The sequence below is a fragment of the Acidisoma sibiricum genome, from assembly GCF_057837225.1.
This window is the reverse complement of the sequence record NZ_CM174445.1, coordinates 1835694-1861075: the sequence shown is the minus strand read 5'-3', so window position 1 is coordinate 1861075 and position 25382 is coordinate 1835694. Positions and strand designations below refer to the sequence as shown.

At 64.2% G+C, this 25382-nt stretch carries 18 protein-coding genes; 11 read left to right on the top strand and 7 right to left on the bottom strand.

Features of this window, described 5'->3' with window-relative positions; translation table 11 throughout:
- Window positions 1–170 precede the first annotated feature (170 nt).
- The 7 genes from AC3G7M_RS08835 (at window position 171) to AC3G7M_RS08805 (ending at window position 12816) form a co-directional block, all read left to right on the top strand.
- Entirely contained in the window at window positions 171–1427 is a 1257-nt protein-coding gene (locus AC3G7M_RS08835) for a M20 family metallo-hydrolase (protein WP_489215729.1), read from the top strand.
- A gap of 265 nt (window positions 1428–1692) precedes the next feature.
- Window positions 1693–3954: a peptidase domain-containing ABC transporter gene (locus AC3G7M_RS08830; protein WP_489215727.1), complete on the top strand. Its 2262-nt coding sequence runs from the start codon at window positions 1693–1695 to the stop codon at window positions 3952–3954.
- Between the two features lie 16 nt (window positions 3955–3970).
- A complete protein-coding gene (locus AC3G7M_RS08825; RefSeq protein WP_489215725.1) occupies window positions 3971–5308 on the top strand; it encodes an HlyD family type I secretion periplasmic adaptor subunit in 1338 nt (445 codons plus the stop codon).
- A 112-nt stretch (window positions 5309–5420) separates the two neighbouring features.
- Window positions 5421–7253 (top strand): SEL1-like repeat protein, encoded by a 1833-nt coding sequence (locus AC3G7M_RS08820; protein ID WP_489215723.1) that lies wholly within the window; start codon window positions 5421–5423, stop codon window positions 7251–7253.
- Window positions 7254–7328: 75 nt separating this feature from the next.
- Window positions 7329–10325, top strand: coding sequence for a glycosyltransferase (locus AC3G7M_RS08815; RefSeq protein WP_489215721.1), 2997 nt, complete (start codon window positions 7329–7331; stop codon window positions 10323–10325).
- Between the two features lie 203 nt (window positions 10326–10528).
- Entirely contained in the window at window positions 10529–11452 is a 924-nt protein-coding gene (locus AC3G7M_RS08810; RefSeq protein WP_489215719.1) for a hypothetical protein, read from the top strand.
- 77 nt (window positions 11453–11529) lie between these two features.
- A complete protein-coding gene (locus tag AC3G7M_RS08805) occupies window positions 11530–12816 on the top strand; it encodes a glycosyltransferase (protein WP_489215717.1) in 1287 nt (428 codons plus the stop codon).
- A 6-nt stretch (window positions 12817–12822) separates the two neighbouring features.
- On the opposite strand, the gene AC3G7M_RS08800 is transcribed toward AC3G7M_RS08805, so the two are convergent.
- A complete protein-coding gene (locus AC3G7M_RS08800) occupies window positions 12823–14214 on the bottom strand; it encodes an MATE family efflux transporter (RefSeq protein WP_489215715.1) in 1392 nt (463 codons plus the stop codon).
- Window positions 14215–14632: 418 nt separating this feature from the next.
- Here AC3G7M_RS08800 and AC3G7M_RS08795 point away from each other — a divergent pair, with 418 nt between their 5' ends.
- Complete coding sequence (locus AC3G7M_RS08795; RefSeq protein ID WP_489215713.1) at window positions 14633–15676, top strand: hypothetical protein; 1044 nt, start codon at window positions 14633–14635, stop codon at window positions 15674–15676.
- Between the two features lie 18 nt (window positions 15677–15694).
- Here the strand turns inward: AC3G7M_RS08795 and AC3G7M_RS08790 are convergent, their stop codons facing one another.
- The 3 genes from AC3G7M_RS08790 to AC3G7M_RS08780 all read right to left on the bottom strand — a co-directional run bounded on the left by AC3G7M_RS08790 (window position 15695) and on the right by AC3G7M_RS08780 (window position 20041).
- Window positions 15695–17194, bottom strand: coding sequence for a DHA2 family efflux MFS transporter permease subunit (locus AC3G7M_RS08790; RefSeq protein WP_489215711.1), 1500 nt, complete (start codon window positions 17192–17194; stop codon window positions 15695–15697).
- 2 nt (window positions 17195–17196) lie between these two features.
- Window positions 17197–18642, bottom strand: a complete 1446-nt coding sequence (gene gndA / locus AC3G7M_RS08785) for an NADP-dependent phosphogluconate dehydrogenase (protein WP_489215709.1) — start codon at window positions 18640–18642, stop codon at window positions 17197–17199.
- A gap of 322 nt (window positions 18643–18964) precedes the next feature.
- A complete protein-coding gene (locus tag AC3G7M_RS08780; RefSeq protein ID WP_489215707.1) occupies window positions 18965–20041 on the bottom strand; it encodes a metallophosphoesterase family protein in 1077 nt (358 codons plus the stop codon).
- Window positions 20042–20258: 217 nt separating this feature from the next.
- Between AC3G7M_RS08780 and AC3G7M_RS08775 the strand changes: the two genes are divergently transcribed.
- Together AC3G7M_RS08775 and AC3G7M_RS08770 are read left to right on the top strand one after the other, a co-directional pair.
- The gene (locus tag AC3G7M_RS08775) at window positions 20259–20606 is read left to right on the top strand and encodes a 4a-hydroxytetrahydrobiopterin dehydratase (protein WP_489215706.1); all 348 of its coding nucleotides are present in this window, start codon (window positions 20259–20261) and stop codon (window positions 20604–20606) included.
- An 11-nt stretch (window positions 20607–20617) separates the two neighbouring features.
- Window positions 20618–20899, top strand: a complete 282-nt coding sequence (locus AC3G7M_RS08770) for a DUF427 domain-containing protein (protein ID WP_489215705.1) — start codon at window positions 20618–20620, stop codon at window positions 20897–20899.
- On the opposite strand, the gene AC3G7M_RS08765 is transcribed toward AC3G7M_RS08770, so the two are convergent.
- Together AC3G7M_RS08765 and pabB are read right to left on the bottom strand one after the other, a co-directional pair.
- Window positions 20889–21698, bottom strand: a complete 810-nt coding sequence (locus AC3G7M_RS08765) for an aminotransferase class IV (RefSeq protein WP_489215703.1) — start codon at window positions 21696–21698, stop codon at window positions 20889–20891. The genes AC3G7M_RS08770 and AC3G7M_RS08765 overlap by 11 nt on opposite strands.
- Complete coding sequence (gene pabB / locus AC3G7M_RS08760; RefSeq protein ID WP_489215701.1) at window positions 21695–23086, bottom strand: aminodeoxychorismate synthase component I; 1392 nt, start codon at window positions 23084–23086, stop codon at window positions 21695–21697. The genes AC3G7M_RS08765 and pabB overlap by 4 nt, the downstream gene beginning before the upstream one ends.
- 93 nt (window positions 23087–23179) lie before the next feature.
- Here pabB and AC3G7M_RS08755 point away from each other — a divergent pair, with 93 nt between their 5' ends.
- Window positions 23180–24094 (top strand): fatty acid desaturase, encoded by a 915-nt coding sequence (locus AC3G7M_RS08755; RefSeq protein WP_489215699.1) that lies wholly within the window; start codon window positions 23180–23182, stop codon window positions 24092–24094.
- On the opposite strand, the gene ubiM is transcribed toward AC3G7M_RS08755, so the two are convergent.
- The gene (gene ubiM / locus AC3G7M_RS08750; protein WP_489215698.1) at window positions 24091–25308 is read right to left on the bottom strand and encodes a 5-demethoxyubiquinol-8 5-hydroxylase UbiM; all 1218 of its coding nucleotides are present in this window, start codon (window positions 25306–25308) and stop codon (window positions 24091–24093) included. The genes AC3G7M_RS08755 and ubiM overlap by 4 nt on opposite strands.
- Window positions 25309–25382 lie beyond the last annotated feature (74 nt).

Genomic DNA, 25382 nt, shown 5'->3' with positions numbered 1-25382 from the left:
GCGGCAGGGGGGCGGCCCCGCGCGCTCGGTCACGTCCCAGCCCATTGCCGGTGAATTCGTGGGTGTCTTTTGCTCTAGCGCCGCCCGAATATCAAGTCGCGCGGCGTTGCGGCTGGCGAAAGGCTGCTCGGCCGCTAGAATACGGTGCGATTGTTAGAAAAGGTTAGTCTATGGACCAAGGCCTGAGATTGGCGGCTGCCGTCAGCGAGAGCCGCCAGTGGGACCGGCTGATGCGCCTGGCCGAGATCGGCGCCATTCCGGGTGACGGGGTCAACCGGCAGGCCCTGACGGCGCTGGACCGGGAGGCGCGGCGTCTGATGATCGGCTGGGCAGAGGCGGCGGGCGCCACTGTTTCGGTCGATGCGGCAGCCAATCTCTGGTTCCGGGTCGAGGGGCGGGTGGCCGATGCCGCGCCGGTTTTGACCGGTAGCCATATGGACAGCCAGCCAGCCGGCGGACGCTTTGACGGCATCTACGGCGTCGTGGCGGGGCTGGAGGTGCTCGCGGCCCTGAAGGATAGCGGCCTTATGCTCGACCGGCCGCTCGAAGTCGTCGCCTGGACGAATGAGGAAGGGAGCCGCTTCGCGCCTGGCTGCATGGGCAGCATGGCCTGGGCCGGGGTGAAGCCGCTGTCCGCCTTTGCGGACATCGTGGATGCAGAGGGTGTCCGCTTCGCCGATGCGCTGGCCGCCCATTTGGCTGCCGAAGCCGACCTGCCGCGCCGGCCGCTGGGCGGAGGCGGCCATGCCTATATCGAGGCGCATATCGAGCAAGGACCACAGCTTGAAGCCGATGGTCTCGACATCGGCGTGGTGACGGGGATTCAGGGCAGCCGCTGGTTTACCGTCACCGTAACCGGGGATTCGGCTCATGCCGGGACAACGCCAGTCTCCCTCCGCCGGGATGCCATGCAGGGCATGATCCGCGCGGTGACGGCGCTCAACGCTTTGACGGCCGATCCGACCGATGTGCTGCGCTTTACGGTGGGCAGCCTGACGGTAGAGCCCGGCTCGTCCAATAGCGTCGCGGGACTGGTTCGCTTCACAATCGATCTGCGCCATCCCGATCCGGTTGTTCTGGCGGAGACGGGCGATGCGATTGTGGCCTCCATCAGCCGCGTCATCGCTCCGTGTGCAGTGACCATTGAAGAGCGGTTCACCGCCGCGCCGCTGACATTCGATGGGGGCCTGGTGGAATCGATCCGGGCAGCGTCCGAAACGCTCGGCCTGGGCTGGAGCCTGATGCCATCCGGGGCCTTTCATGACGCGCAGCTCGTGGCGCAGACCCTGCCAAGTGCGATGATTTTCGTGCCCAGCCACAAGGGTATCAGTCACAACCCCGCCGAATTCACCTCGGCGGCACAATTATCAGCCGGAACCCGGGTTTTGGCGATAACGCTGGCGCAGCAGAGCAAGGTCACGAAGTAGTTAAATTTCGTCAATATTGACGTTGTATCTCTGTATGACGGCCGTATGAAAGGCACCGCAGGCGCCGTCATTTTGCTGCATCTGCTCACTTCTTTGTATCGGATGACGGTTGAATTGGTTATAGGATAGCGGCTTGCAGCGATGCCGAAGTGTTGGTTTTTGCCTTCTGACCGCCGTAAAACAAAGGCGTTATGCGACTCTATGAGGATCGAGCTTTGGCGCTTCACCGACATGACGTGCCGGGCTTTTCAGGGGTGAAAATGTGATGGACGCTGCAGATCCGCAGTCGCCTGAGGGATCGGGCCGCATCAATGAAGCGTCGCTGAGCCGCGAGCCCGGGCTACATACCTGGCTGGTCGGCGCTTTGGCGATCGCCCGCTATCACGGCATCGATCTGGACCCGACGACGTTCCGGCTTGATCCATCGATTCCGGTTCCCTCCCCTGCGGTTCTGGTCGAATGGGTCCGCGAGCAGGGCATGTGGGCCAGAGCTGTGCGCCTGAAATGGCAGCAATTGCTTCGTCTGGAATCCTCTGGTCCAGTCATGCTTCTCATGAAGGACGGCGGCGCCGTCCTGATGGTCGAGGCTGATGCTGCGCGCAATGTGGTCTTCGTGAAGGAACCAACCATTTCCGGCGCTGCCGTTGCTGTGCCGGTGGACGAACTCCGTCTGTCCCAGGTCTGGGACGGCGAAGTGGTCCTGATGCGCCCGCAGCGCAACGACGAAGAACAGGATTCGCCGCTGAGCTTCGGGTTTCTCACCAAGCTCGTCATGCAAGAGCGCAGCATTCTGCGGTCGGTCGCCTTTGCCTCTTTGATCATCACCTTCCTGACGATCATACCAATTCTGGTCGTCTATTCCGCGGTGCAGCGGATTATTGAATACGGAAGCATGAGCACCTTGCTGCTGGTGGTCATCATCCTCGTCGTCGCGACAGTGCTCGACGCTATTCTGGAACATGCGCGCGGCAATCTGTTGCAGGTCGCCTCCACCCGCATCGACGCCAAGATCCAGCTTTTCGTTTTCAAACGTCTGCTGTCGCTGCCGCTCGATTATTTCGAGCGCACGCAATCCGGCGTGATCGGTCAGGCGATCAGCAAGGTCTATCAGATCCGCGAATTCATCACCGGGCGTCTTCTCAATACTTTCATCGACGCGTCTATGCTAGTCATCCTGCTGCCTCTGATGTTCTTCATGCAAGCAACGCTAGCGTGGACCATCGTCGCGGCCGCCGGCCTCATAATGCTGATCATCGCCTGCTTCCTGCGACCCATTCGTATTCTGACCGCCCGTGTCTCGGCTGCAGAATCGCGCAAATTTTCGGTACTCGTGGAAAGCCTGCACGGCATCAAGACGGTGAAATCGCTGGCGTTGGAATCGGCCCGCTACAGTCAATGGGATGAATATGTGGCGCAGGCCGGCGATCTGCGCCTGCAGGCCGGTCGACTGGCTCTGTGGCCTACAACCCTGACTCTGCCGCTGCAACGCTACTGCCAATTTGGCGTTATGCTGCTCGGTGCCTATATGGCTGTGACGACGAAGAATCAGGCCGAGATCGGCTCGCTGATGGCCTTCACCATGATTTCGATGCGCGTCGCCGGCCCGCTGATAAACTTCACCAAGCTGATTCAGGACTTTGAGGACGTGCGCGCGACCATGGGCGAGGCCCAGTCGGTGCTGAACAACCCGCCTGAAGTCCGCGGAATCGATCGGGGTCTGCGGCCTTCATTTGCCGGTGCCATCGAATTCGACAGTGTCGCCTTCACCTATCAGGGCTCGCAGCGCCCTGCCCTGAACGAAGTCAGCTTTTCGGTGCCGCCAGGCACGATGCTGGGCTTGGTGGGCCGTAGCGGCTCGGGCAAGTCGACCATCACGCGCCTTTTGCAGGGCATCAGCCGCGACTATACGGGCTTTGTGAAGATCGACGGTGTCGAACTGCGATCGATCAATCTGCGCCATCTGCGCCGCAATTTCGGTGTCGTTCTGCAGGAAAATTTCCTCTTCCGGGGCAGTATCCGCGACAATATCATTGGCGGCCGCCCAGGATTGACGATGGAAGACGTGGTGCGCGCCGCCCGGCTTGCGGGCGCAGAAGAATTCATCGAGCGGCTGCCGGCCGGCTACGACACCTTCATCCAGGAAGGTTCGCCTAATCTGTCCGGTGGACAGCGCCAGCGTCTGGCGATTGCGCGCGCGCTGATCGTCGATCCTCGCCTCATGATCCTGGACGAGGCAACCTCCGCCCTCGACCCTGAGAGTGAAGCTCTGGTCAATGCTAACCTCAAGCGCATTGGCACGGGCCGGACGATGGTCATCGTCTCGCACCGCCTCGCCTCACTTGTCGATTGTAACGCTATTATCGTCATGGATCAGGGCAAGGTGCTGGATGTCGGCACCCATGCCGAACTTGTCGAACGCTGCTCAGTCTATCGTATGCTCTGGCTGCAGCAGAACCGCCACATGACGGAAAATCAGGGAAATACGCGCCATGGCTCGCCAACTCCTGTCCTCGCGCAAGGCGACTGACCCTCAGGGCGACGCATTGGCGGTTCTGGAATTCCAGTCGCCGACCAGCGCCCTGATTGCGACCCCGGTTCCGAGATCGGCCCGGAGCGTCTCCTTGTGGATCGGTGTTGCCGTGATCGCTTGCGGGGTCGCTTCCTCCGTCATCAAAATCGACAAGGTCGTCACCGGCCAGGGTAAGCTCGTCTCCACCGAGCCAACGACGCTGATCCAACCGCTCGATACTTCGATCGTGCGGGCGATCTATGTGCAGCCGGGGCAGCGCGTGAAGAAGGGCGATCTGCTGGCAGAACTCGATCCGACATTTGCTGCGGCCAATATGAAAGCCGATCAGGAACAGGTCGACAGCTATACCGCCCAGATCGAGCGGATTCGGGCACAACTGGATGGCAAGCCCTATGTGCCGAGCGTCGCCAATCCCAATACGGCGCTGCAGCTTGAGACGTACAATCAGCTTCAGGCGCAATATACGTCCGGGGTCGCAAATTTCGATCAGCAAATCATGAGTCTGAAGGCGCAGCTGGCGCAGTCAGAATCCGATATGCGCCAATATGCCCAGCGCCTTGAACTGGCGAACAATGTCGAAGCGATGCGTCAGCAGCTGCAAAAGATGCAGGTCGGCAGCCGCCTCGATTCGCTTGCCGCAGCAGACAGCCGGCTCAGCATGGCGGGCCAGTTGAACGATGCCCAGGCCAGCGCCAATAAGGCGGTGGGCGACATCGCCTCCATCCAGGCGCAGCGCGATACCTACATTCAGCAGTGGTATTCCAACCTGTCGCAGCAGCTGCAACAGGCGCAGAATTCTCTGGCCCCCGCGCAGCAGAGCCTGACCAAGGATCAGCGGATGCACCAGCTGATCATGATCAAGGCGCCGAACGACGCCATCGTGTTGAACATGGGACAGGCGTCGGTGGGTTCCGTTCTGCAGGGTGGCCAGCAGTTCATCAGCCTAACGCCACTGGGCACGCCGCTGGAAGCGGATATCGTTCTCAGCGGCACCGACACCGGGTATCTGAATGCGGGCGACAAGGTCGATCTCAAGCTGAGCAGCCTGCCCTTTATGCAATACGGCATGCTGAAGGGGGTGGTGCAATATGTGAGCTCAGACTCCTTCAACCCCGAGGAGGTGCAGTCGGGTGTGGTCAAGGATGTGACCGGTACTGCGCCGCAGGGCCTATTCTACATGGCTCGTGTCAAGATTCTGCAAAACGATTTGCACAATACGCCGGAAGGTTTTGAACTGGCGCCCGGCATGCCTTTAAACGCTGACATCAAGATCGGCAAACGGACCGTCGCGGGTTATATGATGAAACGCGTCCTGCCCGCCTTTACCCAGGGCATGCGCGAGCCCAATTAAGGTCTGACATTTCTGAGGGCTGACCGCCTCATACACTGGCAGTACGGTTGGCTCATCACACGCAATGAGTGATTGGCCAATGGCTGCCAGCGGCTAACAGAGGACAAGAGCTTTGGTTTTCGGCTGGCTGAATCTCGGTGGCGCGGCAGGACTTCTCAAGAAAGGCGAAGCTGCGCTCGAGGCCGGCGATCTTGAAACTGGTTTCAAGCTTGTCGCCCGTGCCGCCCAGTCTAAGCTGCCGGCCGCCGAATACCGCATCGGTCTGTGCTATCTGCAAGGCAAGGGCGTGCCCGCCAGCCGCAGCGAGGGTCGTCGCTGGCTGGAATTGGCGGCCACCCAAGGCAATGCCGATGCGCAAACCGCGATCGCCACATTGCTTATTACCGGTCAAGTCGACGATCCTCCGCGCCAGCGCGCGGGCGGCTTATTTGGCGATTCTGCCCTAGCACAACCCGATTTCATAGCGGCTGAAGGCTGGGCACGCCGCGCCGCGGAGGTCGGCTCCGCCGATGCCCAGGCTCTGCTTGGTTATATCCTCACAGCCGGCCCGGAAGTTATTCGCAACCTCGACCAGGCCGAACATTGGTATGGCCGGGCGGCCGCGAGCGGGAATCCGCAGGGAAAGCTGGGGCTGGGACTGGCCATTCTGCGCCGTGCCGGAACAAATATTGCAGAGCAAAAGCCAGGCATTGCGGCGATCGTGTCCGCAGCCGAGCTTGACCTGCCCATGGCGCAATATCTGCACGGCGTTTTGCTGGAACATGGTGTCGGTCTGCCGCAGGACGTGGCGATGGCAGTGCAGCTCTACCAAAAGGCCGCCGCTACCGGACTACGCTCAGCCATGGCGCGTCTTGGCCTGGCGCTGATCGAAGGCCGTGGCAGCGCGAAACCCGATCCCATTACTGGCGAATCCTGGCTTCGCCGCGCGGCGCTGGCCGGTGACGTGGAAGCGGCCGCCGTCGTCGGCGATCTTTATGCGAAAGGTGGCGACCTGCCGCCCAATTTCGCGGAAGCCGCAGTATGGTTCCAGCGGGCGGCGGAAGGCGGCCATGCCATGGCCGCCCGCGCCCTCGGCATGCTCTATCTGACCGGCGCGGGGGTCCCGCGCAATGCCGACGAGGCCGCCGTCTGGTTTGAACGCGCGGGACGTGCGGGCGATTTTGCCTCTCAGGTCGATCTGGCCAACCTGGTCCTGCAAGGCTCGGTTCGCGACGGCGATCCAGACCGCATGCGGTCTTGGTTTGAGCAGGCCGCCGAGAGTGGGGATCTGGTCGCGGCGTTCAATTTCAGCGTCTGCCTTGCGCGCGGCTTTGGCGTCGATCGAGACCCGGAACGGGCGGCTTTCTGGATGCACCGCGCGGCCGACGGCATCGTGAACGCGCAGTTTCACTACGGGCGCATGCTGCTGGATGGTGCGGGCGTGCCGACCGATCCGGTGGCGGCCCGGGCCTGGTTCGCCAAAGCAGCTGATGGCGGCATGGCAGACGCCCAGGTGGCGCTCGCGGAAATGCTGGTTAATGGCCGCGGTGGCGAGCGCAACCATTTTGAAGCCGCACGCATGTTTCAAAGAGCCGCCGAGCTTGGCCATGGTGGCGCGATGTTCGGCCTGGGCGCGCTTTACGGCGGCGGTCATGACGTGCCGGTCGACCGCGTGACGGCGCTGCACTGGTTCCGGCAGGCGGCTGACCGCAATCATCCCACCGCGCAACTCATGGTCGGCCGCTACCTGCATCGCGGCCTGGTCAGCCCGCCTGACCCGGAGCAGGCGCGCATCTGGTTTAAGCGGGCCTTGGATAATGGTGTCAGCGAGGCATCAGCCGAGTTGGCCCGCCTCAATGCCGAGCAGGCCGCCCAGAACCCTCTCGGGCCTATCGAGTTGAGTCCGTCCATGGCTGTCACCGCAGAGGCGACGCGCACACCGGGTCCGCAGCTTATTCACACCTGACCGATGCCCCAGCGCGATCGGCCATCGCCCGCTCCCTCATCAGCCGTCCTTCCATCCGATTGGCTGCTGTCTGGCGTGAGACAGGACACGCGCCCCGAGGTCATAACGCTCGCGATCAGCGCCTGGGAGCAGGGTGAGGCGGCACTGGCGGCCGGCGATCTGGCATCTGCGCGTTTTGCCTTGGAGCGCGCGAGCCGGTTGGGACCGGATGACACGCGTGTGGGCTTTCTGCTGGGAATAACCCTCCTACGACAGGGAGACCCAGCCTGCATCGGCATCTTTCGCAAGCTGATCACTCGTTCCGATACGCAGCCTGCCCATCGTGGATTGCTCTCTGCCCTGGTGCTGGCCGGCCGCGTTGAGGACCAGGTCGGCGTGGCCGGAGACCTGCTCTCCCGCTTCGCGGCGCCACGCGATCTGGACTTCGGGCGCCTGGCTGCCGGTATCGCAGCGCGCGGCGGACATGCCGGCTGGTGCGCCGCCACGTCTGACGGTCTTGTCACGGTGGTCTGCGCCGAACCGGTCGCGTTCCTGCTGGAAGACGCGCCCATCAGGCCGAAGACAGGCCCAGACGGGCGGTATATCCTGCCGCCGCGCTGGAGGGCGGCGCGCACCCTCACGATCACTGCCCAGGGTCGCCCTCTGTTGGGCAGTCCCATCGACCTCAGCCGGCACCGCCTGGTGGAAGGTTTCGTCACCGTGGAGGGAGGCGCGCTGAGCGGCTGGGCCTGGAATCCGGCCAACCCGGATAGCCCTGTCGCGCTGCGCGTGGAACGCGCCGATGGGCGCAAGCCTGTGCGGACAATAGACACCGGCGAGCCGGCGCATTTTCCAAACCGGGATGGGCTTTCCGCGCCCCGCGCCTTCCATCTGCCGGCAGCAAGCCTGAGCGATGATCCTGGCCTACTGCATATCCGCGCGCCCTTCGGTCAGGATATCACCGGCAGCCCGATCGACCCGGGTCAATGGACACGCACCGCGTTCCAAGCCGCAGCGCTGATCGGCCGGTCCATGCGTCCCGAAAGAGATAATCCGGCCCAGCACCGTCTGACGACCATCACCTTCCCCGAGACGCCGGTGATGCCGCTTTGGGCGGGCACACCGCCCCCGGCGCGCGCGGCCATGCGCCGCACTGCGCGCCGGACGGCAAGCCCTGCCGTGATCATCCCGGTCTATCGCGGTCTTGCGATGACGATGCACTGCATCGCGCGCGTGACAACGACGGTGCCTCGCGGCACCGAGATCATTGTCGTCGATGACGCAAGCCCCGAGCTTGGCTTGCGTGAGGCTCTGGACGCGCTGGCCCACAAACGGCGCATCCGCCTGATCCGCAATCCGCGCAATCTTGGCTTTCCTGGCAGCGTCAATCGCGGCATCGCCGCTGCCGGCGAGCGGGATGTCGTGCTTCTGAACAGCGACGCCGTAGTGCCGCCTGGCTGGCTGGGGCGTCTGCGGGCCGCCGCTTATGCTGCCCCGGATATCGGCACGGTCGCCCCGCTATCGAACGACGCCACGATCCTCAGCTATCCCAGGGTCAATGATCTTCAGTCCCCGCCTGACGACGCGACGCTGGACACGATTGATGCGCTTGCTGCGACGGCAAACGGCGACGCGGTCGTGGAAATCCCGACCAGCGTCGGCTTCTGCATGTATATGCGCCGAGACTGCCTAGTGGAGACCGGCCCCTTTCGGGAAGATGTCTTTGCCCAAGGCTATGGCGAAGAAAATGACTTCTGTCTGCGGGCGCGTCATCTCGGCTGGCGGCATATGGCGGCCACAGGTATTTTCGTCAGCCATATCGGCGGCCAGTCCTTCGGCGCAGCACGGGCCCATCTGCTGCAGCGCAATCTCACGCTTTTGGAAAGACTGCATCCCGGTTATGGCGACCTGATCCGTCAGCATGTCGATGCCGATCCGCTGGCGCCCGCGCGGTCGCGCCTGGACCTTGCGCGCTGGCAGACCCAGCGTCGCCCGAAACGCGGATCGCGATCGGTCATCATCATCACCCATGACGAGGGCGGCGGGGTTGAGCGGCAGGTCCAGGCCCGCATCCGGGCGCTTTCTGCCGCGGGCCTGACGCCGATCATTTTACGACCGCTGCGCGACGGGATCTGCCAGATCGAGCCCGGGATACCCGAGGGAAACCCCTGGCAGGACGATTTCCCGAATCTCACCTTCGCGCTTCCAAGCCAGATCGCCGCGCTATCGCGGTTTCTAAAACGCGAACGCCCCCAGCATATCGAGCTGCATCACCGCCTGGGGCATGATCATGCCGTGCATGAGTTGCCGCAACGGTTGGGTGTGCCACTCGATATTTACGTCCACGACTACGCCGCGATCTGCCCCCGCGTGACCCTTGTCACCACGACCCAGCGCTATTGCGGCGAGCCCGATACGAGTGAGTGTGAAGCCTGCGTCGCGGATCTTGGCAGCCGCCTGCGCGAAGAGATTGCCGTGGCCGCGCTGAGACGGCGGACGGCTGCCGATTTCGCCGCCGCCCGGCAGGTCATTTTCCCCTCGGACGAAGTGGAGAGACGCTTTCGCCGCTACCTCGGCGATTTTGCCAGCGCCGTCCACCCGTGGGAGCAGGACGGTCCGGTCACCCGCCGTCCACCAGCCGCTTCCCCGCCCCGACAAGCCGGCCGCTGGCGCATCGCCGTGATCGGCGCCCTTGGGACCGAAAAGGGGTATGACCTATTGCTGGCTTGCGCGCGGGATGCGGCGCGCCGGTCCTTACCGCTTGAGTTCATCGTCATCGGGTTCACCCATGACGATCTTCGGCTGCAAGACACGGGACATGTGCGAATCACCTATCGTTTTGACCCGGAACAGGCCGTCGCAGAAATTGTATCGCAAAGTTGTGATCTTGCGTTTATTCCCTCGATCTGGCCCGAAACTTGGTGCTTTGCTTTGAGCGACGCCTGGAAAGCTGGACTGAAGACAGCCGTTCTCGATATAGGCACCCCTGCGCAACGCGTGGGGAATACCGGCAATGGCTGGGTGCTGCCGTTAGCTTTGCCGCCATCAAATCTTAACAACACGCTGATTTCTTTGGCCCAATCGGCGAATTAGCGCGCTGCGTGTATTGCGGCCTGACCACGCCCAAGGCACTAATCTCATGAGCGAGTGACGATCGCGGCTTTTGTTTCGGGCCAGTTACATCGTCGCAGGAATTCTAATTGCATCAAGAGGCGTCAATGTCACAGTCAGACCGGCAAAGTCCCGCTCGCGCAGCGGATAATAGGGTGCAAGAGCTTCGTGCTTCCGCGCATCTTATGACCCTTGACACCGGTATCTTCTGCCTCGTGCACGGCTCCCCGACACCCGCGGACACCCAGCTGACAGGCGTGCGTGTCTCAGCCGTCGATCCGACCGATGACGCGATCAGCATTGCCACCTTCCGCTCTGACGGCTGGCTGTCAGGGGGGGGCGACTCAGCCTTGATCCGCGTATCGGCCGAATCCGCCCAGATTCTCATCACCATCTATCAGCCCGTCGGCAGTCCCGAAGCCGCACCCAAGCTTCGCGTGCTGCGACTATCCGAAGCGGCGCCCGACGGCACGACCGCAGCAGCACCCGCAGCAGCGGTTGCCCGCAAGCCGCGTATGGTGATCACCGATCCGCATGACATCATCGCCCATATTCAGCGCACCGGGGATGTCGGCGAAAGCTTCGGCAGCTGGGTCGGCGAGCCCGGCAGCGAAATGGCGATCGAAGGCTTCAGCCTGACCGCGCCAGCGGACCTCGCCGCCAGCGATATCACCTATCAGGCGGTGCTGGGTCGCGGCTGGCTCTCTCCCTGGAATGAGGCCGGCCAATTCTGCGGCAGCCGCGGCATGGCGCTGCCCATTCTGGGCTTTAAGCTGAAGCTGAGCGAGGCTGCTGCCAAGCGCTACAATCTGTCTGTGTCGGCAACCTTTCTGGACGGCACTACGCTGGATGATCTGGGCAGCGAGGACAGTATCGAAGCACCGTCTCTGTCACCGCTTGAAGCTTTCCGAATCACGCTGACGTCAAAATCCGCTGTCAAGAAAGCCCCCGTGGCCGGGAAGCCTGCCATTGCCAAACCCGAGCCTGCCAAACTGGCACCGGCCCCGGCGGTTAAGAGCAGGACCACGGCCCCGGTCGCGCTGGTGCCAAAGCCTGCTGCCAAGCCCGTCATCAAGACGCCGATGAAACCCGGCAAGCGGTCTCGCTAAGCCCAAACCCTGACCACGGTGCCGGATAGAAGCCTGCGCCGCGGTCAGGGTGTCTTCATGAGATAGGACTGGCGTCGTTGCGTTTTCTGTTCGTTCACCAAAATTTCCCGGGTCAATATCTGCACATCGTGCGGTATTTGACCGACCGCCAGCACGACGTCGCCTTCCTCTCCGAGCCGAACGCCAATCACATGGCGCAGGTGCGCAAGATTGCCTATGTCTCTCCCCGCGCCTCGGACGACCGCATTCACGAACATGCCCGCGAATTTGAACTCGCCATTCGCCGGGCGGAAGCAGCAGCGAATGCCGCGCGCCAGATCAAAGCTCTGGGGTTTCGTCCCGATATCATCATCGGCCATCACGGCTGGGGCGAATTGCTCAACATGGGCGACGTTTTTCCGGCCGTGCCGGTTCTGGGCTACTTCGAGTTCTTCTATAAGCTCGTTGGCCAGGACGTGGATTTCGACCCCGAATTTCCCATGCCGGAAAGCCGGCTACCGATGGTGCGGACGAAGAACGCAGTCAATCTTCTGGCTCTGTCGCTGCCTGGCGCAGAAGGGCAGTCCCCCACGCGCTGGCAGCTTGGTACTTATCCCGACTGGGCTCAGACGAAAATCACCCTGCTGCCGGAAGGGGTCGATCTGGACGCCTGCTGCCCGGCCCTGGCGCGGAGCAGTCGGCGGCTGACTTTGCCCAATGGCGTGCAGCTGAGTGCCCGCGACAAGCTGGTGACCTTCGTCGCGCGCAATTTGGAGCCCTATCGCGGGTTCCACATCCTGCTGCGCGCCTTGCCCGCGCTGCAGGCCGCGCGTCCAGACCTGCATGTGAGCTTCGTCGGCTTCGAGCAGCCAGGGTATGGCGCCCTGCCCGATGACGGATCGAGCTGGCGCGAATTCCTGATGCGCGAGGTCGAGGACCGGCTGGATCTGGGCCGGGTCCATTTCCTGGGTCAGGTTCCCTATGACACCCATATCGCGCTGCTGCGGCGATCGGACGCGCATGTCTATTTCAGTTATCCCTTCGTCGCCTCCTGGTCGCTGCGGGAAGCCCTGGCGATCGGCTGCGCCATCGTCGGCAGCGATACGCAGCCGGTGACGGAGTTCATCACGCATGAGGAAAACGGTCTGCTGAGCCCGTTTCTGGAACCAGGCGCGCTGGCCGACAGTATTCTGCGCCTGCTGGAAGAGCCGAAACTGGCCGACCGCCTGCGGCACAATGCCCGCGCCTGGGCCGAGGCTCATCTGGATCGCGAGGCCTATCTCAGCGCCTATGCCACCCTCATCGAGCGGATGACCGGCCAGCCCGTAGAGGCCCCGCCTGCCCCAAAGACAGGAGCGGCAAAACGCCGCCCCGCGCGGAGCTGACGACCATCAGCGTGCCAGTCTGGCCGATCCGATCGTCTTCCAGAAGAAACGCGTCGTCAGCATCACGGCGGCGAGCGTCAGACCGCACATGAGACCGAACCAAACACCGCGGACACCCAGATGCAGGCCGAAGGCAAAGACCGCACCGAGCGGAATGCCGCATAGCCAATAGGCAAGCACTGCCAGCAGCATCGGCACCCTGGTATCTTCCAGGCCGCGGAGTGCCGCCATGGCGACCGCCTGGGTGCCGTCCGCGAATTGGAAGAACCCGGCAAGCCCGAGCAGCGATGCACCGAGTGCCGCGACCGCCGGCACATCGGTGAACGCCCCGGCAATGGTATCCGGCAGCAGCACCATGCAGAGACCGCTGATCGTCTGCGTGCAGAGCATCACGGTGAAGCCGGCCAGCCCCGCCCGGCTGATGCCGGCTTTGTCGCGGGCACCGACCGCGCGGCCCACCCGAACGGTCACGGCGAGCGACAGGCCAAGCGGCACCATGAAGAAGACGGCCGAGGTCATCAGCGCGACCTGATGGCCGGCCACGGCGACCGCGCCGAACTGACCGACCATGAGGGTCGCGACCGAAAACATGCAGACCTCCATGACGATCGCGACCGAAATCGGCGCGCCGACGCGGATCAGCCGACCGATAACGGCCGGGTCGACGCGGAAGGCAGCCGTGGTCCATGCCACCATCGGATAGCGGCCCGAGAGACCAATCCACAGCGTATAGAAGAACGCTTCCATCCCGAGCACGAAGGAGATGGCGATGCCTGCCCCAAGCGGACCCCAGCCACCGATATGTCCCAGGATCGGCACGGTCGCGCCTTCCATCAGCACCCAGGCGGCGGGCACCAGGAAGACCAGCCCAGCACCACCGACCAGCATGGTCGGCCGCGTCATCGACAGGCCTTCCGACAGACCACGGCAGGCAGCGACCATGCCGAGAGCCGGAATGGAGAAGGCAGCACCGCGCAAAAAGGCCCGCACGCCGGGCAGAACCGCGGGCGGCAAATGCATGAACGCCGCAAACAGGGGGCCGACGAAGGCCAGAACGACACCGCCCAGCGTGCCGAAACAGAGTCCCAGAATCAGGGCCTGGGCAAAGACGTGCCCGGCTTCGTGCTCGCGGGCGGCGCCATGCAGCATGGAAATAGCGGGCTGCGCCGACATCATCATGCCGACGACCGCCATGAAGACGACGATCCAAAGGCTGCTGCCGAGGGCGACGGCCGCCATCACGGTAGCCCCCATATGGCCGCCGACGACGGAGAGGATGACATCGGTGCCGATGCCGAACAGCTGGCCCAGGATCACCGGCAGGGCGAGCAGGATAAGGGTCGCCACTTCACGGGCGAAGGGCCGCGCCTTGGGCTTGCGCAGAATATGGGTCGTCATAGGATAACCTGTCGTTCAATCCAGCGTTCGGATGGGACGCTGGCAAACCATGAAAACCTCAGCAGGAGCGGCCTTCGTAAGACGAAGCGCTCGGGGCCTGAGATGCGTCAGCCGGGGATCGATGATCCGAGGACGAGGTCCTCAGCCGCGCGCGGGCCAGTCGGCGGTCGGTCGACGCATGGTTCCGATGGATCGGCGGGGCGCGCGGTCGATGGAGCTATTCATCTGTCACCCTCCGCCATTTCCAAAGTTGAACGGATTTTCAATAGCGCTTGCCGCGCTTTGCGGCAAGACGCGCGGAACGTGGCAGCAATGTCCCGCCCGCGACGCGCCCCTCACGCCTGTGCGATTTGGGCCGATGACCGGATCGGGCTAAGCCTCTGCTCCGAGGCCCGTCTGATCGGCCTGCCCAGGAGAGATGATGCTGCGTTTTCGACCGACCCTTACCGCCGCTGTCCTGATCGGGACCGCGACCCTCCTTGCGCCGATGGCCATGGCGCAAAGCAGCGCAACACCGCCTGCGACCTCTGCAACACCCACGCCGCCCGCGGCCCCCATACCAGCATCGGCACCGGCCGTCGTGCCGCGCGGGCTGGTCGGCGCCTGGGGGGCCGACAGCAGCTGCACCGGCGATGTCGCGATTTTCCGCGCCGATGGCACCGTGCTGAACCCGGCGGCACCGGCCAATACGCCGCCACTCTCCTTCACCGTCACCGGCGATAGCATCACGCTGACCGAAGGGCAGCAGAGCGGCACCTTCGCCTTCGCCCTCTCCGATCAGGCCGTGGCCTGGTCCAATGGCAGCAGCATGGTGCTGAAGGAACGCTGCGCCGACCAGACACCTTTCGCCGCCGGGCTCAGTGCGGCCGGCACGGTGCCGGGACATGCGGTGACCATTCCCGCCGGCCCCCTGCCTGATCAGCTGCGCGCGCTGGCCGGCCAGCCGGTGCCCTATCAGGGCAATACCGTGCAGATCCAGGCGGTGAGCAGCACCACGCCTAAGACGGCGCTTTACACGGATATCTCGGCCCTGCCCGACAGCCATTCGATCCCCGGCGATGCGCGGCTTTTCTATCGGATTTTTCCGACCCCTGCGGCAGCCGCCGCCTATGTGTCCCTCGCCGCCGATAATCGGGCCAGCTTCCTGCGGGAGAAGCGGGGCGCCGGCTTCTTTTCGACCGCCTCTGCCGTCGATGAAGGACCACAGAGCAGCAAGACGGCTCCTGTCTCCATCTCGTGCCTGCGATTCCATTCCAGGCGCGTGGGCGATGTAGCGGTTTCCTGCTTTGCCCAGATGCCCAATACACGGCTCGTGGCGGGCGCCGAGCGGCATTTCGCCTCGGCCGCGGGGGCGAAAGCCAAGGACATGGGGCCCACGGACAATCTGACGCAGACGCTGGCGTTGACAGGCGTTGCCATCGGTCAGCTGCGCGGTTTTCTGGCGACCCACCCGCAGAACTAGTGCGGGCGATGGGAGCCGTCAGCGCTGCCGCGTCGCGTGGCCGGACATTTCGGCACCGGCCTCGGCCGGCAGGCGCAGCGCCAGCAGGGCCGCCGGCACCATGATGATGGCGATGAGGATGAAGGCCGCCGAAAAATCCTCCAGCCGCGGGTGCGGCTTGCCGGCAATGGCGGCCGAGACCGCGAGGGCAGCGGCGCCGACCGTGACGCCCACGGTCAGCGAAAGCTGCTGCAGCGTGCTGTAAAGGCTGGTCGCCTGGCTCATGCGCTCGGTCGGGATATCCGCATAGGCGAGCGTATTGTAGGCGGTGAACTGAACCGACCGGAATACGCCGCCGACCAGTAATGCGGCGTAGATGACGGGCAGCGGCCAGGACGGCCGGAAGCCAGCGCAGAGCGCCACCATGACGACCGCGATGAGCGCATTGCCGGCCAGCAGGCTGCGGAAGCCGATGCGGCTGAGCAGCGGCCGCGCAATGGGTTTGGTGACCAGCGCCCCGGCAGCACTGACGAAGGTGATCAGCCCGCTGTGAAAGGCGCTGAGGCCGAAGCCCAATTGCAGCATGAGCGGCAGCAGGAAGGGCAGCGCACCGATGCCGACGCGAAAGAGCGAGCCCGCATAGACGGAAATGGCGAAAGTCGGCACGCGCATGAGGGTGAGATCGAGCAGCGGATGCGCATAGCGACGGGCATGGATGATGTAGCCCAGCGCCGCGAGCGCACCCACAGCCGTCACCAGAATAGCGAGCGCCGGCGGCAATGCGCCGCGCCCGAAGGACGAAAACCCCATGATCAGCCCGGCCATGCCGATGCCCGCCAAAATCTGCCCGACGAGATCGAATCTATCCGCCTCCCGCCGCTCATCCTCGCGGATGAAGCGTGTCACCAGCAGGATGCCGACGACGCCGATCGGGATATTGATGTCGAAGATCCAGTGCCAGGACAGCGCGGTGACCAGAAACCCGCCCACCGGCGGACCAATGACCGGACCGAGGAGCGCCGGCATGGTGAGCCAGGACATGGCCGCCAGAAGATCCGCCTTGCCGACCCGCCGCAGCAGCAACAGCCGTCCGACGGGCACCATCATAGCGCCGCCCATGCCCTGCAAAACGCGCGCGGCGACCAGCATGGCCAGGCTGTCGGACATGCTGCAAAGCACGGAGGCGAGCGTGAAGACCGCGATGGCCGCGCGGAAGACCTGCCGCCCCCCGAAGCGATCGGCGACCCAGCCGCTGGCCGGTATGAAGGCCGCCAGACTGACGAGATAGGAGGTGATGGCGATATTCATCGTCACCGGCGAGACATCGAAAGCCTTCGCCATGCTGGGCAGCGCCGTCGCCACGACGGTCGAATCAAGATTTTGCATGAAGAGCGCGCTGGCGACGATGAGTGCCGTCATGCGCATCTGCGAGGGTAGCGCCTTGCGGCGGGTGGGGGGTGATCCGGCGGCTGAGGCCGGATCACCCCCCACATTCGGGCGGCGGCGCGCCGTGAAGACGGTGCGGAGCGCCGCCAGCAAAATCAGGCCTCCACCTCGCTGCCGTCCTGGCTCCAGCGGGTATGGAAGCTGCCCTCCTTGTCCAAACGGCGATAGGTATGGGCACCGAAATAGTCTCGCAGACCCTGCAGAAGATTGGCGGGGCCACGCGCGCGGCGCAGACCGTCATAATAGGCGAGCGAGGACGAGAAGGCCGGCACCGCGACGCCATTCTGCACGGCCAGGACGATGACCCGGCGCCAGGCATCTTCGGCCTTCACCACCGCATCCCGGAAGTAATCGTCCAGCAGCAGGTTCGAGAGCTTCGCGTCGCGGTCATAGGCTTCCTTGATGCGATCGAGGAAGCGGGCGCGGATGATGCAGCCGCCGCGCCAGATCGTCGCCATGTCGCCGAGCGTGAGATCCCAACCGTACTGGGCCGAAGCGACCGCCATCTGCTCGAAGCCCTGGGCATAGGCGACGATCTTGGACGCGTAGAGCGCATCACGGATGGCGTCGATTTCCGCCCGTTCCGGCGTGCGGGTCGCGACCGCGGGATGCGGCAGCTTTTTCTCGGCCTCAGCGCGCATGGCGCGGCGGCCGGAGAGCGCACGGGCGAAGACCGCCTCGGTGATGGCGGTGACGGGCACGCCGAGTTCGAGGGCGTTCTGCGCCGTCCAGCGGCCGGTACCTTTCTGCTCGGCCTCGTCCACGATGCTGTCGACCAGCGGCTTGCCGGTGGAATCAGTCTTGCGCAGCACGGCGGCGGTGATTTCGATGAGATAGCTGTCGAGATCGCCCTGTTTCCAGTCTGCGAAGATGTCGCCCATCGCCTTGGCATCGAGGCCGTACAGCGTCTTCATGAGGTCATAGGCTTCGGTGATGAGTTGCATATCGGCATATTCGATGCCGTTATGGACCATCTTCACGTAGTGGCCGGCGCCATCGGGCCCGATATAGGTGCAGCAGGGCGTGCCATCGACGGACACGGCCATTTTGGTGACGATCGGCGCGATCCGCTCATAGGCCGCGCGGTCACCGCCGGGCATCATCGACGGGCCTTCGAGCGCGCCTTCCTCACCGCCCGAGACGCCCATGCCGATGAAGCGGATATTGGCATCCTCGCAGCGTTTGAAGCGGCGGGCGGTGTCCGTATAGAGCGAATTGCCGCCGTCGATGATGATGTCGTCCGGCTCCAGATGGCCGATCAGCTCCTCGATCATGTCGTCCACCGGCTTGCCGGCCTTGACCATGATGATGACGGCGCGGGGCTTGGCGAGAGAGGCGACGAAAGCCTCGATCGTGTGGGACGGGAAGAAGCGGCCTTCCGAACCATGTTCGGCGATCAGCTTGTCGGTGCGTTCGTGGTTACGGTTGAAGACTGCGACGCCGAACCCCTTGCGCGCGGCATTGCGGGCGAGGTTGGCGCCCATGACGGCGAGGCCGAGGACGCCGATATCGGCGGCACCCGTCGCATTTTGGTTAGACATAGTTTTCCGTTCTCCCTTCCGATAAGACTTCTTGCCGCGCCCGCCGTGCCCCGTGGCTGACGCCCGCGGTTGAGCCTTGCCCCCAGCCTACCGCGCCCGCGCTGTTATGCCAGGGGGGCGAGCCGCATAACCCATCCGCAGATGAGATCGATACCATCCTGTGGAGCGATTGATGTTGGCGTTGCAGAGCCACCCAGGGACGATGCTGTTTCACCGGCACTCGATGTCATCAGAGTTTCGCAATTAGGGTGACGGAGGCGATCATCAAGACCGCACCCGCGAGCCTGGAGGGGCTCATTCTTGCTAACCAAGGGTAGCGGCATCACCAGTGCCTGCCGTTCCTGTTGGGACCGAGCTGCGTGCCCTCAATGCCATGATCTGGCCAGGCCCCGATGGTGTGGATGTCCCTGCCAGGTGCGACGAGCAAGCCACGGCGTGGAATATCGTTTTCCGGTCGCACAAGAAGCTGGATCGTGTCGCGGTCCTTGCCGATTGCGACCGTTACGCGATGCAGGCCGGGCGGCAAGGAAACCGTCGCGTTCCATAGCGACATCCCTGCCGGCGTCATGAGCACCTCCGCCCCGTCGTCGATTGTCAGCACCACCGGCCCGGTGACCTGACCAAATAGCTTTGCGACGATCGTCACATTGCCGGGACGCGGAACCTGCTGAGGATCGGCCGGGCGCGTGACCATACGGATATCGGCAGGGGCGACGATTTGAACGAATGGCCACTCGCCGCCGGTCTCCTTGAAGCGCCAGCTGGGAACGCGCCCATGCAGCGTGACCAGCGCGAAGCCCGGTCTCCCGCCGCCTTCCTCGATCTGTCCGGTTGACCGCGTTGCTCCATAAATGACGCGACCATCGTTCAGCAGTTCGTTGTAATGGGTGTGCCCAGTATCCACGAAGGCCACACGCGCATCGGCGAAACACTGTGCGATCGCGTCGCCGTCAGCCGCAAGATCGCCCGGATAGCTGTGCATGAAGACAAGCGGGGTCTGGCATTCAGCCTCAGCCCGCGCAAACTCCGCGAGGAGGCGGTTGCGATGATGCATGGTCAACCTGAAATCCGGCCCACCTGCGCCGGATGAGATAATATCGAGATAGATGCAGCGGTAATCGGCGATGACCTCGACCTCGGGGCGGTTGGCCGGCGGAAAGGCGGCCTCATAATTCGCGAGATCGCCGCGTTCATAATCATGGTCTCCGGGGATCACACGCCAGGGCAGCTGCAATGGTGCCAGCGTGTCTGTAATGGCGCGATATTGCTCCTGTGTTGCGTGATTGGCGTTGTCACCGGGCAGAAAGACGAAAGCTGCCGCGTTGCCGATTTGCGCATTGATCTCGCCGACGATCGCTTGCAACCGGTCCCGACTTAGCCAGCCATCCGCCTCATCCATATGAAGGTCACCGATATGGACCCAGGTCATTGAACGCGTCACGGCCCTCTCCCAAGGCATAATTAGCGCTGTTCGCGCAGACGAATTCTATCTCGGGGCGGTCGGGATTTTTGGTAAGGTCTGTGGCGATCGTTTAAAGCGCCAGGGCCATGAAATGCGCCTTGGCTTAAGCCACTGACAGCCCCACCTTCTGACTGCGTTACCCCGGAGAGATGCCATGGCCGACCTCGCACAAGAGACCTGCCTTCCCTGCCACGGCGGCGTGCCGGCTCTGGCGCCCAGCGATGCCGAAGCCCTCCTCCATGAGATCCCGGGCTGGCGCCTGAACGCGGAGGCGACGCAGATTGCGCGGGATTGGACATTTCCCGATTTCGCGACGACGCTGGCATTCATCGTTCAAATCGGCGCGACCGCGGAAGCCGCCGGCCACCACCCGGATATCGCCTTCGGCTGGGGGTATGCGACCATTTCGCTTCATACTCACGCGATCCGGGGGCTGAGCCGCGCGGATTTCGTGCTGGCCGCCAAGATCAACGCCTTGTCCCAAGGCACGCCCATAACTTGAGGAGAGCCATCGTGAAAGCGATCTGGAATGAGACGGTCATCGCCGAGAGCGATGATATCGTCACGGTCGAAGGTAATGCCTATTTCCCGGCCAGCGCCCTGCGGCCGGAGGTGATCCGCCCCAGCACGCATACCAGCGTCTGTCCGTGGAAGGGCACGGCCCATTACTACAGCCTGGAGGTGGATGGCGCCGCAAACCCGAATGCCGTGTGGTACTACCCTGACCCCAAGGACGCGGCTGCCAATATCCGCGGGCGCGTCGCCTTCTGGAAAGGCGTGCACGTCACGTCCTGAGAAAACCGAGCTGGCGGGCGAGACCCGCCACCCTGTCCGGCTGTCGGGCAAGCGGCTGGGCGTCCAGGCTCGCGACCTCTTTTAGACCCAGACTGTTCGATAGAAAGACAGCCTGGACGGCCGCCAAGTCCTCCTGGCGGATCGCTGCCTCCTCGGCTGCATGACTCTCCAGGAGGCGGGCGCGGATGATGCCCGGCAGCGCGCCGTGATGCAGGGGCGGCGTCAGCAGCCGGCCAGCCTTGATGACGAAGAGATTGGCGGCCGTCGCTTCCGCGGCGAAGCCCTTAGTATTGAGCAGCAGCGCATCATCAGCCCCCTGCTCTGCCGCCTCCCGCCGGGCGAGGATGCTGTCGAGATAGTTCAAGGATTTGATGCGGCTGAGCGGCGAGAACTCGTTCCGGCGGGTACAATGCGCGACGATGAGCCGCGCCGGCGGTAAGGATTGGGGCAAGGGTGCTGGCGTGATCAGTATGGTCGGCGCCACCGGACCTTCAGGCCAGACGCCGCGGGCGGCGATGCCGCGCGAGACCGTCAGCCGCAGCACAGCCTCCGTCAGGCGATTGGCCGAGAGCACCGCCCGCAAGGCGTCCGCCAGCGCCGCATCCTCATAAGGATTGCTCAGGCCGAGCAGCTCCAACCCCGATCGCAGCCGTTCCAGATGGCGGTAGAGGTGCGTGGGCTCTCCTGCCGACGCGCGGATCGTCTCAAACACGCCGTCGCCGAGCGTAAACCCGCGATCGGCTGGGTCGATCCGCGCCTCGGGCGCCGCGACCAGTGTGCCATTCAGCCAAAGGATCATGAGGCGAGACTTTCAAGCGCCTGCAGCAGCGGGCGGACCTTCACGCAATGCTCCTCAAACTCGGCCGCCGGGTCGGAATCCGCGACGATTCCGCCTCCAGCCTGGGCGATGATCTCATCCCCTGTCGCCACCAGCGTGCGGATGATGATGCTGCTGTCCATGGCGCCGTCAAAGCCGAGCCAGGCAATGGCGCCGCAATAGGGGCCGCGCCGGCTGGCCTCCAATGCGTCGATAATCTCCATCGCCCGGATCTTGGGCGCCCCGGTGACGGAGCCGCCGGGGAAGGTGGCGCGCAGCAGGTCGATGGCGGTGAGTCCCGGCCGCAATTGGGCGGTGACGGACGAGACGAGATGATGGACCGAGGCGAAGCTTTCCACCGTGAAAAGCTCAGGTACCGCAACGCCGCCGATACGCGCCACGCGGCCCAGGTCATTCCGCATCAGATCCACGATCATGAGGTTTTCAGCGCGATCCTTCTCGCTCGCTAGCAGAGCAGCCGCTGCTGCCCTGTCCGCCACCGGGTCTGCATAGCGCGGCCGCGTGCCCTTGATAGGGCGCGTTTCCACCTGTCCTGTGGGATCGAGTTTGAGGAAGCGCTCAGGCGACGCGCTGGCGAGTGCGAGATCGGGACCGCAGGCGAGATAGGCGGCAAAGGGCGCGGGGCTCAGGCCGCGGAGTGCCAGATAAAGATCGGCCGGATGCAGCCCGGCCGGGCGCGGCGCCCGATGCGCCATGGTGAAATTGGCCTGAAAGATATCGCCCGACCGGATGTAGTCCTGCACCTGGCCAACACGGGTTTGGTATTCCGCTGGGGTCAGGTCGGTCTGCCAGCGGACAGGAGGAATGGCCGGTTGCGGCCGCGGCCGCGGCGCGGCTGAGAGCCGCGCGCGCAATGCGGCGGCACGGGCCTGCGCACGGAAGCGTCGGGCACCCGGCGCCGTCTCGGGAAAGCCGGAAGAGAGCATCCAGGCCTGCTTCTTCCAGGTATCATAGGCCAGCACGACATCGTAAAAACCCATCACCATGTCGGGTATGGCGGACCGCCCATGGCGCTGCGGCAGCCGTTCCAGCAGGCCGCCCAGTTCATAACCGAGGAAGCCGACCGCCCCGCCCGCGAAGGGCACGGGCGACGATCCGGCAGGAAGCCGGAGACGGGCAAGTTCGCCAGCGAGGACAGAAAAGGCATCGCCCAGCACCGGCGCGCCATTCAGCGTCACGCCCGCGTCATCCACCGCCAGCACCTGGAAGGGATCGGCACAGAGATAGCTGTAGCGGCCGCGCGAATCACCCGCCGCCGCGCTATCCAGCCAGGCCAGGAAAGGCTCGTCCGCGAGGGCGGAAAAATGCGCGGCGGCCGGCGCCCAGGGAATGCTTTCGACATGCAGCATGGGGCCGCGTCATACGCGGGATAGGCATGATCTGCGAGCGTCCAGACGCGCGGCACTGGATTCCCGCTCCTGTCCGTCCCTAGTGTCATCACCATGGACAATGCCGCAGCACCACCGATCGACCATAAAATGGTCAAGACGCTCTCCGATCGGTCGGACAGACGTGGGTTGGCGCAGCTGGCGCTTCATCTCGCTGCCATTCTGCTTGCAGGCGCGCTTGTGCTGACGCTGCGCGAGACCGCTGCCGTCTGGCTTGCCATGGCTGTTCTGGGCGTTCTGGGCGTTCTGGAAGTGGCCCTTTTCGCGCCCCTGCATGAGACGACGCATCGTACGCCGTTCCGCTCGCTATGGCTGAACAGGCTGGTCGGCTGGGGTGCGGGCTTTGTGCTGATCCTGCCGCCGGAGGGCTTTCGGCTGTTCCATATGGCCCATCATCGCCATACCCAGGACCCTGGCCATGACCCGGAACTGATGGGCGCACAACCGCTGACCCGCCGCCGCTATCTGTGGCTGCTGACCGGGATTCCCTATTGGATCAGCCAGATCAGTGGCCTGGTCAGAACCGCCATGGGACGCGCGGACCAGCCTTGGATTCCCCCCGCATCGCGCCACCGCGTGGTGCGCGAAGCACGACTCTATCTCACCCTGTATCTGCTGGTGGCGGTCACGGCGCTCGCCTTCCGATCGGCTCTGCCGGCTCTGCTTTGGGCCATACCCGTCCTGCTCGGCCAGCCAGTGCTGCGCGCCGTGCTGATGGCGGAGCATCGCGCCTGCCCGGAGAACGACGACCGCATGGCCAATACGCGGACGACGCTCGCTGGCCGCGGTTTCGCGCTCCTGTTCTGGAACGCCAATCTGCATATCGAGCATCATTTTGCGCCGGGCGTGCCGTTCCATGCGCTGCCCCGGCTGCATGATCTGCTGCGCCCGCAGATGGTGTCGCTGTCGGAGAGTTACCGCGCGGCGCATCAGGATATTCGCGCCGCCATCGCCCTTAACGATCGTTAAGTGCCGACTAGGCGCTTTTCGCGACGGTCCGTCAGCATGGCGCTGATCGCCCGGCGGGCGGGCGGCAAAGCAGCCCCCAGGCCGATGATGGCGTGGCGCGCGGCACGCGCGGGCAGGCTTTCCTTGCTGTAGAGTTCGGCGACCGTATTAGTGCCGGCGAAGAGCGGGAAGGTCGCCCGGCGATGGCGGGATTCGTAGGTGCGCAAGGCACCCGCGAGGCCGCTATCGACCCCTGCCAACGCCAGTTCCTGCGCCAGGATAGCAGCGCCGGCCAGGCCGAGATTAAAGCCATGCGCCGTCACGGGATGCATGCCGACCGCCGCATCCCCGATCAGCGCAAAGCGCTGGCCCGCAAAGTGATGGGCATAGGTCGCGACCAGCGGATAGGCGTGGCGCGTGCTAGCCAGCCGCAGTGCCCCAAGCTTGCGGCGGGCGAGGCTGCGGTCCATCTCGGCCTCGAACTCCGCCGCTGGGAGCGCCATGAGCCGCGCGATCTCGACAGCGCTGCGGGTGATGACGACGGAGGAGATGCCGCCGTTGACCGGCAGCAGTGCCGCGGTCTGCCCATAGTCAAACCACTCTGTCGCCGTCTCCTGATGCGGCGCTTCATGCGCCATGCGGCAGACCATCATGCTGCGCTTGAAATCATGTACCACGGCGCCGATGCCCTGGCCGCGGCGCGTCTCGGAAAAGCGTGTATCGGCGGCGACCGCAAGCTTCGCGGTAATCGTCTCGCCACCAGCCAGGCGCAGGCTTGCCTGCTGCCGCGTCACCGTCAGTTTTTCAAGCACGGTCTCCGCGAAAAGGGTGATGCCGGCAGCCTGCTTGAAGCGGGTGTAAAGCGCGCGACGGATGAGATGATTGGGCACCAGGAAGCCGAGCGGCTGGTCGCGCGCCTCAGGCGGTGGGGTAAAGGTCAGCGCATGGGCTGCGTGGCCGTTCAGCACCGTCGCGCGGCGCAGCGGAGAGACCGAAGCGGACGGGATTTCATCCCAGGCGCCGAGATTTTCCAGGACCGAGCGGGAATGATGGGTAAGCGCGATTTCCCGCCCGTCGAAGGGCGGATCGGCCAGCACACTTTCGGGTTGGCGTTCGACAATGGCGATGCGCAGACCCTGTTTCGCAAGGCTCTGGGCGAAGGCCAGGCCGACCGGCCCGGCACCGATGATTGCAACATCATACACGGCAGCGCACTCCCCGCAGGCGGGTGGCATAGCCCCCCGGCTTGGCATCCATCCTATTATAACGCGCGGCTGCCTTCAGGGATGCAGGGCGCCTGCGCATGGCT

Coding starts and splice junctions, on each gene's coding strand:
- AC3G7M_RS08780 (WP_489215707.1), bottom strand. CDS start 20,041: ATGGATGAGGCGGATGGCTGGCTAAGTCGGGACCGGTTGCAAGCGATC.
- gndA (WP_489215709.1), bottom strand. CDS start 18,642: ATGTCTAACCAAAATGCGACGGGTGCCGCCGATATCGGCGTCCTCGGC.
- ubiM (WP_489215698.1), bottom strand. CDS start 25,308: ATGCCACCCGCCTGCGGGGAGTGCGCTGCCGTGTATGATGTTGCAATC.
- AC3G7M_RS08810 (WP_489215719.1), top strand. CDS start 10,529: ATGACCCTTGACACCGGTATCTTCTGCCTCGTGCACGGCTCCCCGACA.
- AC3G7M_RS08795 (WP_489215713.1), top strand. CDS start 14,633: ATGATGCTGCGTTTTCGACCGACCCTTACCGCCGCTGTCCTGATCGGG.
- AC3G7M_RS08775 (WP_489215706.1), top strand. CDS start 20,259: ATGGCCGACCTCGCACAAGAGACCTGCCTTCCCTGCCACGGCGGCGTG.
- AC3G7M_RS08830 (WP_489215727.1), top strand. CDS start 1,693: ATGGACGCTGCAGATCCGCAGTCGCCTGAGGGATCGGGCCGCATCAAT.
- AC3G7M_RS08765 (WP_489215703.1), bottom strand. CDS start 21,698: ATGATCCTTTGGCTGAATGGCACACTGGTCGCGGCGCCCGAGGCGCGG.
- AC3G7M_RS08755 (WP_489215699.1), top strand. CDS start 23,180: ATGGACAATGCCGCAGCACCACCGATCGACCATAAAATGGTCAAGACG.
- pabB (WP_489215701.1), bottom strand. CDS start 23,086: ATGCTGCATGTCGAAAGCATTCCCTGGGCGCCGGCCGCCGCGCATTTT.
- AC3G7M_RS08800 (WP_489215715.1), bottom strand. CDS start 14,214: ATGACGACCCATATTCTGCGCAAGCCCAAGGCGCGGCCCTTCGCCCGT.
- AC3G7M_RS08835 (WP_489215729.1), top strand. CDS start 171: ATGGACCAAGGCCTGAGATTGGCGGCTGCCGTCAGCGAGAGCCGCCAG.